Source organism: Arthrobacter sp. P1_B3 (assembly GCF_056406615.1).
This window is the reverse complement of the sequence record NZ_JBFTZV010000003.1, coordinates 250,869-262,059: the sequence shown is the minus strand read 5'-3', so window position 1 is coordinate 262,059 and position 11,191 is coordinate 250,869. Positions and strand designations below refer to the sequence as shown.

Below are 11,191 nucleotides of genomic sequence, written 5' to 3'. Positions count from 1 at the left end.
CTGCAGGGCGGCGAGGGTGTGCGGCATCTCGGTGACCAGGGCTTTGGCCAGGCCCAGGAGCCGGCCGCCCTTGGCGGGGGATTCGCGCCGGGCGAGGGCGATCTGCGCGCCAATCCCGGCACCGAGCTGCTCCGCGGGCACGCCTTGGCTGGTCTGGGCGCGGCGCTGGAGCAGGTCGAAGGCCACGGCGAGGCGTGYCTGCTCCGCGGACGCGGCGCACTTCTCATCTTCCAGTTCCCGGATCCGGTCAATGATGCCGGCACAGTCCGTGGCCGGGCGGATCGCGGACATGATGCGGACCAGGTCCTCGACGGCCGCCGGCGCGGTGTCCGGCCCTGAGGCCGCATCGCGCCCGGCGCGGCCGAAGCCGGCGTCGTCGTGTCCTGCCGGAACCACTTCGGGCCCCTTATTGCCGTCCATAGTTCCAGTCTCCCCGCGACCTACGACAATTTAGATTGGTTCACTCCTGGTCGGACCACAAAGGCGGAGATAGCTGATCAAAGCCCGCCTCCGCCTCCGGAAAGGACCAGGGCCCAGTGAGCCAACATGAGGCGACGCTGCCGCTAGCGAGCCAGCGCAGCGCCGCGGCGCGCCGCTAGCGAGCCAGCGCAGCGCCGCGGCGTCGTCGTCGTGAAGTGGCCGGCCCGCTAATGGGCCCCTTGAAGGAGCCTTGCCTCAAATCCGACTTCGGAGGAGGATGATCGGCACACTGGAGGAGGCCGCCATGACCCAGCTTGGCAAGTTCGAGAAGTACCTGATTGAAGAATTCTTCGACGATTACCGCTCCGGCGCCATGAGCCAGCGCACCTTCACGCGCCGGGTGGCGTTCATGATGGGCAGCATGGCCGCGGCCTCGGCAGCGATGCTCCTGGTTGGCTGCACGCCCGAAGAGGTTCCCCGCAGCACGGACCCCATGCCGACGCCGACATCGTCCTCGCCGGGGCCCGGTTCCGCATCCGCGGGCGCCGTGCCGGGGGCCAAGAGCCCGCTCTCCGTCCCGGAGGGGGCGCCCGGACTCACGACGTCGACCGTGCAGTTCGCTGCGGGCGGAACAGACATCAGCGGCTATCTCGCCCGGCCCGAAAACGGCACCGCCGGGCCGGCCGTGCTGATCTGCCACGAGAACCGCGGGCTGACACCCCATATCCAGGACGTGGCACGCCGCTTCGCCAAAGCCGGGTACGCGGCACTGGCCCTGGACCTGCTGAGCCGGGAAGGCGGTACCGCGGGTATAGACCCCGACGCCGTCCCGGGAGCGCTCACCCAGGCCGGGGCCCAGCGTCACGTTTCCGACTTCGCGGCCGGCTTTGACTACCTGAACGCCCAGGACTTCGTTGACAAGGGGCGGATCGCCATGAACGGATTCTGCTTTGGCGGCGGCATCACCTGGCAGGCGGCGACGGCGATCCCGGACCTGTTGGCGACCTCAGCGTTTTATGGACCAGCACCTGATCTTGACAAACTCACGGCCATCAAGGCCGCCGTCTTCGGTGTCTACGCGGAACTGGACCAGCGGATCACCGGCGCTATGCCGGCCTTCCAGGATGCGCTGGCCAAAACAGACGTCCGGCACGAGCTCAAGGTCTATCCCGGCGTGGACCACGCCTTCCACAATGACACGGGGCCGCGCTACAACCAGGAGCAGGCGACGGCGGCGTGGAACGACACGCTCGCCTGGTTCGGCAAATATGTGTGATGCCGTGGCCGGGACATGTCCGGACCGGAGGGAGGCGTGATGTTCGCAATGCGCACGGCTGCGGCCCTGGCCGCTGTAGGCGCCTTGGCCCTCACCGGGTGTGGCGCCGCGCCCGGCTTGGACCGGGCAGGCCCGATGGACCGGGCAGCCGCCCTGTCCGGCGTGACCCAAGCCGCCGTGTCCGACGGAACCCAAGCCGCCGTCGTCCGTGGCTGGGGACCAGTGGTGGCAGGGGATGAGTTCAGCTACGCCGGACCGCCTGACCGCGCGAAATGGAAGGTCTATAACGGCCCGGGGCACGCGGGCAAGGGGATCCGAAGTCCGAATGCGTTTGCTGTGGCCGGCGGCGTCGTGACCGTCAGCGGCGACGCGGCGGGCACCACGGGCGGCATGTCCGCCAGGTTTGCCCATCAGCAGTACGGCCGCTGGGAAGCCCGGATGAAAACGAGTGCGCGGGATATGCAATATCACCCGGTCATACTCCTGTGGCCGAACCATAACAAATCGCCCACCTGTGCCGAGATTGACTATGCGGAAGGCACTTGGAATACCACCCTGATTGGGTTCAACCTGCACCACGCCTGCAGCGGCCCAAACTTCCAGAGCCGGGCCTCGCGGGCTATCGACACGACCCAGTGGCACAACTATGCAGTGGAGTGGACCCCGGCCGGGATCACCGGATACCTCGATGGGTCACTATGGTTTGCGGACATGAACCCGGCGCATCAGCCTACGGTAGGGATGCACCAAACAGTGCAGCTCGACTGGTTTCCCAACGGGACTCCAACCAAACCCAGCCAGATGCAGGTCGACTGGATCCGGGTCTACAACTAAGCGTTGCGCTTACTCGCCCGCGGCAAACTCGGGCTGGACCGGGCCGCCAGCTTCCGGCATCCCCTCATAGGGCACGCCTAAAGCTTTCAACGCCATCAGGTGTTCCATCAGGGCACGTTCAGGGTCTCCGGGATGCGCAGCAATCTGCTGGCGGAGCAACTCCCGGGCGCGGTCGTGTTCCGGGGCGGTGTCGGCGAGGACGGCGTCAATGATCCTGACCGCCTGATGTCGGATTCCAGCGGCAGATGCGGCATATTCCGCACCGGACACCAGGTCATAGGGATCCTGTACTTCGGGGCGTCCTGGAGTGGACGAGGGCTCCACCGACATGGCTATTCCTTTGATCATCGTTCCGGCTGAGCCCGGAACCGGCCTGCCGCCTTCCCCCCAACCCGGGTAAGTTACCCGGATCGAAGACGGCCCACCGTGACACACCATATAACGGCGCCGGGCCGCCAAGCTTAACGGGAGCGAAGTTTTCGCCAAGGTGATGCGCAAGTTACGGTGTCGCAGCCTTCAGAATGTGTACGGCTGCCAGCGCCACGGCATGATTCCGCGGCAGGGCTTGTGTTGGTCACCTGCCCGAAAAGACATGGAAATACTCGCCGGGTAGCCTCGCACCAAGGATCCCGTTCGAAAGGTAGTACGCCATGCGTGTTGGACTGATCCGGGTGATGACGACGTCGGACCGACGCCTGCTCCACGCCCACGGGAAACTCCTGCAGGAGGCTTTCGGGTTTTCCGTGACCTCCCGCTGTATTCCGGACCAGCCGTCCGGCGTCTACGACCAGGTGTCGCTCGAGTCTGCGGCACCCAAGGTAGTCCAGCTGGCCCGGGAAATGGCAGGGGACGCCGACGCGCTGATTATCAGCTGCGCGTCCGACCCCGGGCTGGCCGCCACCCGGGCGGCCGTGGACATCCCGGTCATCGGGGCGGGCTCCGCAGCCGCAGCTGCTGCTCTGACCTTTGGCGGACGGATTGGAGTCCTGGGACTCGGCGCCCATGTACCGGGCCCGATCGCGGACGCACTGGCGAACGCATGCTGCTTATTGATGGCGAGGGGCGCGTCGAAACGCCCGACGCGTTCCTCATGCCTGCCGGTATCTTCGACGCCCTCGCAGCGGCCCACATGCTGGTTGATGCCGGCGCCGACGTGATCGTCCAGGCCAGCACCGGCCTGAGCAGCATCGGCATGGCGGACGTGCTCCGCCGCCGGCTCGGGGTCCCGGTCATCGACGCCGTGACGGCGGCCGGCTCCATGCTCGTCTCAGCGGTGGTCGCCCGGGAACTTCAGCAGGTTTGAGTCCCACGGCCGGTGGCGGCGCGCCATGGGCCAGCGACAAGACAGCCCCGCACCCTGATTGGGCGCGGGGCTGTCGCGTGCTGAGCCGGTCCTACTTGTAGACGCGGACCCAGTCGACCTGCATCTGTGAAGGCTTGGTGGCCGATCCGTCAGGGAACCAGTCCAGCTGCAACGTCTGATGCATGCCCACGGAGGGCAGGTGCGCGGGGTTCGTGTCGGAGAAGGTCTTCACTCCGTCGATGTATCCGGTGATGCCGGCCGGAGTCCACTCCACGGCGTAGTTGTGCCACTGGGTGGTGTCGACCGTCTTGGCGGCCGTGGTCTGGAAGTTCGACCCGCCGCAGGCGTAGTGCAGGAAGAACTTGATCTGGCTGGTGTTGCTGCTGCCCTCGGCGTAGTCGATCTCGGCGCAGTTGGGGGAGGTGTTGTTGTTGGGCCACAGGATCAGCACGGGGTGGTACTTCGGGTCCCTGGCGCTGGTCCTCATGCGCGTCTCCCACTTGCCGTATTTCTGCTGCGCAAATTTGGCCGACATGCCGCCTGTGGTGCCGGCCGAGTTGCCGCTGACCGTGGCCACGCCGTTCGCGACCGACCACGCCTGCGGGCTCCGCACGCCCTTGCCGGCATGTCCGGTTCCCTTGAAGACGCTCCACTTAGTGGAGTCGGGGGCGCCGGCCTTGGAGAACTCGTCGCCGGCAACAACCGCACCCCAGCCCCGGGCGGTGGCGGCTTGCGAACCGTCGCCGGTCGCGGCGACTGCGGCCTGGGCCGCAACGGGCGCCGCGGCAGGCGCTGCAGCGGGCGCGGCCGGCGTCGACCCCGTAGCGGCTGCCGCTTGTGCGCCGCCCGCCGTTTCCGGAGCGATCGGTGTGGCGGCGGGAGCGGCGGCAGCCGGTGCCGCGTCGACTCCGGGATCCGCTATTGCAGCGGCGGGACCGCCGACGGGTTTGGGAGCAGACGGCGCCGCCGACTCAGGCGCTGCGGGCGCCGAGGACGTGGAAGCCGCGGCAGGACGCGAGGCCTTGGTGGCCGCCGASGACGTGAAGGCCGCGGCAGAACCCGAGGCCTGGGTGGTTGGGGATGGGACCCCGGCGCCGGTGGTGGGGGCGACGCTGCACCCGGCCAGCGACAGTGCGCCCAAGCTCAGCGCAATCGCTAGTTTGTGGAGCTGTGGTGTCTTGAAGCCTGGTGTCTTCGGCTGTGCTTGACTGAACCGTGATTTGCTGAGCGGTGATTTCTTGAACGGCGTTTTCTGGAACAACGGACCCCTCCGGGCTTTGTGACTGGCACACACAACCGTCGCTGCCAAGGCGGCGGCGAGTGCGGGAAGCTTCATCCGGCCCTGCTGCAAGAGCATGGGCGAGCAGACGCCGAACGGCGCAACCGGGCCCTAAAAGGGGCGGTCCGGGGCCCTGCATTCGGGCCAGGCCTTCACGGCCAGTGGCCCACGTTACCGGACCGTTACCTTGACCCGCAAACCTCTCCGGACGTGTTCACGGCATTCCCCTGCGCCCACACGAAAGAATGGTCGGGTGAGTGATGCTGGCGAGTTCATCGACCTCTCGCTGCAGCGGGAAGGTTCCTGGCGCCGTGCGGACGAGCTGCAGTCGCGGCTGGAAATGGAGCCAGGAGGCAGAGGCCTCCGGTTCTACGGCACCTCCGTGGGTGCCGTGCGCGGGACGGTCCGGGATGCCGGCCGCCGCTATCCAGGGCTGTCCCACGATCAGGTCACCGCGCTGAGCTCCGAACTGTGGGGCTCCGAATTGTGGGGCTCGGAACTGGGGGCGGCACCGGTTTTCGAGCGCCGGCTGGCCGCAGTGGTCCTGCTGCAGGCCACTGTGAAGCTGCTGACCAACTCCGACCTCACCCGGCTGGAGGGCTTCATCCGGGAGGCGCAGGTGCGGGACCTCGTGGATCCGCTCGCCGTCGACGTCGTCGGGCCCTTGGTGGACGGACTCGACATGCTGGCCAGGGTGCGGGCTGACAGCGTGCTGGACCGGTGGGTGCGCGAGCCCGATGCCTGGCTGCGCCGGGCCGCGCTGCTTTCGCCGCTGCTGGCGCTGCGCGCGGGCGCGGGGGACTGGGACAGATTTGTCCGGCACGCGAATGCGGTGCTCGGCGAGGCTCGCGGGACGTTCGACGCCGACGCCGACGGCGCTGCGGACCGGGACGCGGTTTCCCGGGTCCTGGCCGAGATGGCAAAGACGAGGCCGGAGCTGCAATTCACGTCCGTTGGAGAGTGACCATCCGACCGTTCCCCGCGGGCCCGGCCCGCGTTCAGAGCTGCGGACTTTCAGACTTTCGGATCTCCGGGACCGCCCGGATCGCCCTGTCCGACGGCGCTGCCGGCATCGCCGGATCTGCCGTCGGCATTTGCAGGCAGCGCGAAAGCCCTCGCCGCCCGTGACCCGGCGACGGCGCTCGCGGCTATGGTGACTAGAGCGCCGACCAGCAGGGCCGCTGCCTCGCCCGGGAGCAGGACCTGAAGCTGTGTGCCGATGCTCGCCGCCGCAACCGGCACGCCAAGTTGGGCCGCCGACAACACCCCGAGGGGCAGCGGGAGACCCAGGAACGCCAGGCCGGCGTGCGTCAGCAGGGTCCCTACTCCCAGGACCACGCCGAGGGCAATCATCTCCGGATGTCCGGCCAGGTCCTTGAGCGTCAGCGATGCACCCAGCCAGACGAAGAACACCGGACTAAGGAAACCGTCGCTGAGGGCGAACAGTTGCCGGGCCAGCCGCCGCGGTTCGCCGACGGCGGCCACCACCAGGCCGAAGGAAAAGCCTGCCAACATCACGGACACATTGCTCCATGTCGCGACTGCGGCCAGGGCGAAGAGAACGGCCAGCTGGCTCCTCAGCTCCAGGGCAAACTTGCGGCTTTCCGAGAGTTGGTGCACGCGAGCGCGGATTCCCCTGCGCTCCAGCCAGCGCAAGACGAAATAGAGCACCACCGCGCAGCCGGTCACCGTAAGCACGCCCAGCGCCGCGCGGCCTGCGTTGGGCGGATCCACGAGGAGCGGCAACGCCACAATGCAGGCTATGTCGGCGATGGCCACCTGCGCGGTCATGGCGACGACATCGGGTCCGCCGAGGCGCAGCGAATCGATGATCGGAAGGACCAGGGCGGCCGACGAGGACGCCAGCAGCACTGCGTAGAGGGGAGCATGTCCAGTCCCGAAGAGCAGACCGATCCCGGTTCCGACCGCCACCGCTGCCGCCGCGGCCGCAATAGCCCGGCGGGAGCCATTGCCGAGGGCGGAGCGGATCTGCGGATCCCTCACGGGAACATGGGTTCCGGCCACAAACATCATCAGCGCGAACCCGATGTTGGCCAGCAGGATAAACGTCGGGTCCGCAGGATCAACCAGGGCCAGGCCTGAGCGTCCGATCGCGATGCCGGCCAACAGTTCGCCCAGCATCACCGGCAACCGCCAGCGCGCCGGCAGCGCCAGCAGGGGTCCGGCCAGGGCGACGACGGCGATCAGCGCCAGGGACAGGAATGTCACGGCTCGCCGCTGCGGGCGGGCCCAGGGCCCGACCGCCGCTCCACCACGGCGTAGGCTTTCCCGTCCAGGAACGCCCAGTCATTGACAACCATGTACCCAAGTGCGTCCACCCGGTCATTCAGGACGTGCTCGTCGAAACCTCCGTCGCGCGGTTCCGCGTCCCAGGTGGTCACGTGGACGTCCCGGCCGTCCAGGATCAGCAGCTCGGTGTTGACGTCGAAATCCTCCTGTGGCTGATTGCTCAACTGGCAGATGGCGACACAGTGGCTGTTCATTTCGGGCCTCCGCTTCGGCGTGTGCTGATGGCATCATCCTACGTTCGGATGCGGCGCCGCCCCATGGGCAATTGCCGGACCGTTCTGTGGCCGCCGTTACCTGAATGTGACTTTTGCATGCGGATCGCGTTACGGTGGATGAGTGCCTGTTGTCTCCGATACGGGCGCTCCCCAGCCGATTGCCTAACTCTGCCGCGGCCCGGGGGTAACTCGCATCAACCACCGGCAGAGACGGGGAAACCACTTTTGGCCTGCTGATTTCGCAGGCCTTGGGGTGAAGCCGCACAGTGCCCGCAACGACGGGCCCGGGAGTGCGGCCGGGTGCCTCCCATCCGAATCCGACAGCTCACCTCGCAGGCATTGGGAGAGGCTACATTCATGTCTTCAATCAGTACTTTTGTGCGCCATACGGCCGTCCTCGCCGCCGCATCCGGCCTGGTCCTCACCAGCGGAATGGCAGCCAACGCAGCCGCAGCACCTGCTCAGCGGGACTCCGCTCCGGCGTCCAACGTGGACGTCACGGGACTGGTCAGCGCCCCCGTGAACGCCGACTCAAGCGTCAAGATCAGCTTTGACCGCCCCGCGGTAGCTACCGTCGCAGCGCCGGTCATCGAACAGCCCGTTGCCGCGGCGCCGGCTCCCGCCGCTGCGCCTGCAGCAGCACCGAAGGCAACCGTGCAGGTGCAGGCCGCTCCGGCGGCCGCGCCGGCCGCGGCGCCCGCTGCCGGCGGACGCAACGCCATCATGCTCTCGGCCGCTTACAGCCAGGTGGGCATCACCCAGGACTGCACCGCCATGGTCGAAAAGGCCCTTGGCGCGGCAGGCAAGCCGGTTGGCAACATTGGTCCCCGGGCGTTCCTTGGCCTCGGAACCGTTGTGGGCACCCCGCAGCCCGGCGACATGGTGGTCCAGTCCGGCCACGTTGCCATCTACGCCGGCAACGGCCAGGTGGTCAGTGGCGGCATGAACGGAAAGAACCAGACGATGGTCCACCCGCTGTCATGGCTCACGGCGACCGGCGGCGTCACCTTCGTCCGCGCCTAAGCCGCGCTGCCTCTTCCGGGCCGGAAAGTCCGGAAAGACCGGTGATCGATTCCCTTGGGGGCAATCGATCGCCGGTCTTTCCTGTACATATAGTTCTCAGGGATTCCCCCGCCCGGCCAGTGGAAGCGTCAACTTCATGACCGTCCCCTCGGCACCTGTCGCGGCCACCTCAACGGCGCCGCCCGCAGCGACGGCGATCTCCCTGACCAAGGCCAGACCGATGCCAAAGCTTCGCTGTCCGTGTGCACTGCCTGTGCTGGCGGTCCGTACGAAGCGGTCAAAGATCCGGGTCTGATCGACGCCGGTGATTCCGGTCCCCGTGTCCGCCACCGTGATCACGGCGCGGTTCTGCTCGATCGAGGTCGTGATGGACACCAGGCCGCCCGGGGGCGTGTGGGCGAGGGCGTTGTCCGCCAGGGCAAGCACGGCACGGCGCAGCGCATTATTCTCGATCCGGGCCAGCGGCCGGGCATCGGCTACGAAGTCCACGGCCACCTTGCGCTGCTCTGCCACCAGCTGGAGGCTCCCGGCGACGCTGGCGGCGGTGTCGGCAAGGTCGGCAGGCGGTGCGGAGCGGTCCGGGACTTCCGCTGTTGCCGCGAGGAGCAGTTCGTTGACAATCCCGGTCAGCGTTGCTGCGTCCTCCCGGATCCGGGCCAGGTCGTGGCCTTGCCTGGAGCCGGGCACGGTATTGCGCTGGGCAAGCTGGATCCTGGTGTCCAGGATGGTCAAGGGCGTGCGCAGTTCGTGGCTCGCGTCCTGGACGAAGCGCCGCTGCCTGGCCAAGGCATCACCGAGGGGACGGATGGCGCTGCGCGCGCTGAGCCATCCGACGATGCCGGCCAGCAAGATTCCCGCCACCCCGGCGATGACCATGGCTTCGAGGACATCTTTGGAGTCCAGGTACGCGTAGGCCGTCCCGGCCGCCGCCGAGCCCGGCACTTCTGGATGGGCGAGTTGATTCATGAGGTACAGCGCCGTGGCAGCGAGCAGCCCGAGAACCATGACCGCGCACGCGGCGCTGATCCGCAGCGCGACCTTGAGCGAGGCCTTGCGCAGGACGGAGTGGTCCGGATTTCCTGCGGTTCCGCCGTTACTCATGGGCATCGCCGATCTGGTAACCGAGGCCGTGCACCGTGCGGATGACGGCCTTGGAGATCTTCCGGCGCAGGTGATGAACATAGGTATCGATCACGCCGGGCTGGTCCGAGGCGTGGAAGTACGCCGCGAGGAGTTCGTCCCGGGTGAAGACACGGCCGGGTTCCGCGGCCAGGGCTGCGAGCAATTGGCCTTCTTTCGCGGTCAGCGACACCGTGTGCCCGTAGACGGACCGGACGGAACGCTGCGTCGGATCCAGTTCCCAGTCCCCGATCGCCACCGGCGCCGGGGCCGGGGAAGGGAAGGTGCGCGTCAGTGCGCGCAGGCGTGCCGCCAGTTCGCCGGCGTCGAACGGCTTGGTCACGTAATCGTTGGCTCCGGCGTCCAGACCCCTGATCTTTTCGTCGGCATCGCCCAGCGCGGTCAGGATCAGGATGGGCGTGGCAATGCCTTTCGACCGTAAAGCCGCGATGAGGGCGATACCGTCCATGACAGGCAGCCCGCGGTCGATCACCATGACGTCCCAGGCCCCGGTCAGTCCGTGGTGGAGGCCATCACGGCCGTTGGTGACCAACTGGACCCGGTAATCCGGGTCCAGGAGCTCGGCGATGAGCGGTCCCAGAACGGCGTCGTCCTCGACGAGCAGCAGGGACGGGCGGTCAGCGGTAGTCATGTCAGCTATTCTTCCGCGGCCATTTCCTCAGTCCGCAGTCCGTCCTCGGTTCCCGCGGGCGTGTCGCCGGCCGGTGCGGCTGCGGTGCGGCTGTTGCGGCGGCGCTTGAGGAGCTGCACCGCCCAAGGCACCACGGAGATGAGGACCATGGCCACGGCAACGACGTCAATGTTCTTGGCGACGATGTCAAAGTGTCCCAACCAGGTGCCAAGCATCGTCACGGAAACGGCCCACGCCGCCGCCCCGGTGATATTCCAGAGAGTGAAGTACTTGTACTCATAGCGCGCGATCCCGGCGGTAAGGGGAGCAAACGTCCTGACCATCGGGACGAAGCGGGCCAGCACGACGGCGGCCCCGCCGTGGCGGCGGAAGAAGTCCTCCGTAGTGGTCAGGTGCGCTGTCTTCAGGATCCGGGCATCGTCCTTGAACCATCGCCGGCCGAATTTCCGTCCCAGCATGTAGCCGACCTGGTCCCCGGCGACGGCAGCCGCGGTGACGACACCGATCAGCACCGGCAGCGACAGTTGCAGCTGTTGGTGCAGAAGGCCTGCGGTGAACAGCAGCGAGTCCCCGGGCAGGAAAGGAAAGAGCACGCCCGATTCAATGAAAACCATGAGCGCGATGACGCCCAAAGCGGCCGGACCCAGCCCGGCGAGCAGGCTTGCCGGGTCCAGCAGTGAGGGTGTACCTGCGGCAGCGGCGGCCTGAACGACCCTGTCTGTTGCCGGAAGTAAGGGAAAAACGTCCAAGGCGTGCATTC

13 protein-coding genes, 1 pseudogene and 1 riboswitch are annotated in these 11,191 nt (G+C 67.4%); of the genes and pseudogenes, 6 read left to right on the top strand and 8 right to left on the bottom strand.

Annotated elements, in window-relative coordinates:
* Positions 1 to 420 (bottom strand): annotated as a pseudogene (locus AC1D2F_RS05615) (HNH endonuclease); the annotation flags it as partial.
* Between the two features lie 304 nt (positions 421 to 724).
* Here AC1D2F_RS05615 and AC1D2F_RS05610 point away from each other — a divergent pair.
* Positions 725 to 1,696 carry a dienelactone hydrolase family protein gene (locus AC1D2F_RS05610; protein ID WP_476966371.1) on the top strand — a complete coding sequence of 324 codons (972 nt, stop codon included), beginning with the start codon at positions 725 to 727 and terminating at the stop codon, positions 1,694 to 1,696.
* A 135-nt stretch (positions 1,697 to 1,831) separates the two neighbouring features.
* Positions 1,832 to 2,530, top strand: coding sequence for a glycoside hydrolase family 16 protein (locus AC1D2F_RS05605; RefSeq protein WP_476966370.1), 699 nt, complete (start codon positions 1,832 to 1,834; stop codon positions 2,528 to 2,530).
* Positions 2,531 to 2,539: 9 nt separating this feature from the next.
* Here AC1D2F_RS05605 and AC1D2F_RS05600 read toward each other — a convergent pair whose 3' ends face one another.
* Complete coding sequence (locus AC1D2F_RS05600; protein ID WP_229994943.1) at positions 2,540 to 2,860, bottom strand: hypothetical protein; 321 nt, start codon at positions 2,858 to 2,860, stop codon at positions 2,540 to 2,542.
* A 320-nt stretch (positions 2,861 to 3,180) separates the two neighbouring features.
* Here AC1D2F_RS05600 and AC1D2F_RS05595 point away from each other — a divergent pair, with 320 nt between their 5' ends.
* Positions 3,181 to 3,687 carry an aspartate/glutamate racemase family protein gene (locus AC1D2F_RS05595; protein ID WP_476966369.1) on the top strand — a complete coding sequence of 169 codons (507 nt, stop codon included), beginning with the start codon at positions 3,181 to 3,183 and terminating at the stop codon, positions 3,685 to 3,687.
* Positions 3,570 to 3,833 carry a hypothetical protein gene (locus AC1D2F_RS05590; RefSeq protein ID WP_476966375.1) on the top strand — a complete coding sequence of 88 codons (264 nt, stop codon included), beginning with the start codon at positions 3,570 to 3,572 and terminating at the stop codon, positions 3,831 to 3,833. The genes AC1D2F_RS05595 and AC1D2F_RS05590 overlap by 118 nt, the downstream gene beginning before the upstream one ends.
* Positions 3,834 to 3,924: 91 nt before the next feature.
* Here the strand turns inward: AC1D2F_RS05590 and AC1D2F_RS05585 are convergent, their stop codons facing one another.
* Positions 3,925 to 4,974, bottom strand: a complete 1,050-nt coding sequence (locus tag AC1D2F_RS05585; protein ID WP_476966368.1) for a glycoside hydrolase family 16 protein — start codon at positions 4,972 to 4,974, stop codon at positions 3,925 to 3,927.
* Positions 4,975 to 5,365: 391 nt separating this feature from the next.
* On the opposite strand from AC1D2F_RS05585, the gene AC1D2F_RS05580 reads away from it, so the two are divergent.
* Complete coding sequence (locus AC1D2F_RS05580; protein ID WP_476966367.1) at positions 5,366 to 6,076, top strand: DNA alkylation repair protein; 711 nt, start codon at positions 5,366 to 5,368, stop codon at positions 6,074 to 6,076.
* A gap of 50 nt (positions 6,077 to 6,126) precedes the next feature.
* Here the strand turns inward: AC1D2F_RS05580 and AC1D2F_RS05575 are convergent, their stop codons facing one another.
* Together AC1D2F_RS05575 and AC1D2F_RS05570 are read right to left on the bottom strand one after the other, a co-directional pair.
* Positions 6,127 to 7,341, bottom strand: coding sequence for a cation:proton antiporter (locus AC1D2F_RS05575; RefSeq protein ID WP_364746043.1), 1,215 nt, complete (start codon positions 7,339 to 7,341; stop codon positions 6,127 to 6,129).
* Positions 7,338 to 7,616 carry a hypothetical protein gene (locus AC1D2F_RS05570; RefSeq protein ID WP_229994948.1) on the bottom strand — a complete coding sequence of 93 codons (279 nt, stop codon included), beginning with the start codon at positions 7,614 to 7,616 and terminating at the stop codon, positions 7,338 to 7,340. Before AC1D2F_RS05570 ends, AC1D2F_RS05575 begins: the two co-directional genes overlap by 4 nt.
* A 170-nt stretch (positions 7,617 to 7,786) precedes the next feature.
* Positions 7,787 to 7,990, top strand: a riboswitch (cyclic di-AMP (ydaO/yuaA leader).
* A 4-nt stretch (positions 7,991 to 7,994) separates the two neighbouring features.
* On the opposite strand from AC1D2F_RS05570, the gene AC1D2F_RS05565 reads away from it, so the two are divergent.
* A complete protein-coding gene (locus tag AC1D2F_RS05565; protein ID WP_229994949.1) occupies positions 7,995 to 8,660 on the top strand; it encodes a hypothetical protein in 666 nt (221 codons plus the stop codon).
* Between the two features lie 96 nt (positions 8,661 to 8,756).
* On the opposite strand, the gene AC1D2F_RS05560 is transcribed toward AC1D2F_RS05565, so the two are convergent.
* From AC1D2F_RS05560 to AC1D2F_RS05550, 3 genes are read right to left on the bottom strand one after another with little or no spacing between them, the layout of a single operon-like run.
* Positions 8,757 to 9,761, bottom strand: a complete 1,005-nt coding sequence (locus tag AC1D2F_RS05560) for a sensor histidine kinase (protein ID WP_476966366.1) — start codon at positions 9,759 to 9,761, stop codon at positions 8,757 to 8,759.
* Positions 9,754 to 10,431 carry a response regulator transcription factor gene (locus AC1D2F_RS05555; RefSeq protein WP_229994951.1) on the bottom strand — a complete coding sequence of 226 codons (678 nt, stop codon included), beginning with the start codon at positions 10,429 to 10,431 and terminating at the stop codon, positions 9,754 to 9,756. Before AC1D2F_RS05555 ends, AC1D2F_RS05560 begins: the two co-directional genes overlap by 8 nt.
* Before the next feature lie 5 nt (positions 10,432 to 10,436).
* Complete coding sequence (locus AC1D2F_RS05550) at positions 10,437 to 11,189, bottom strand: DedA family protein (protein WP_476966365.1); 753 nt, start codon at positions 11,187 to 11,189, stop codon at positions 10,437 to 10,439.
* Positions 11,190 to 11,191 lie beyond the last annotated feature (2 nt).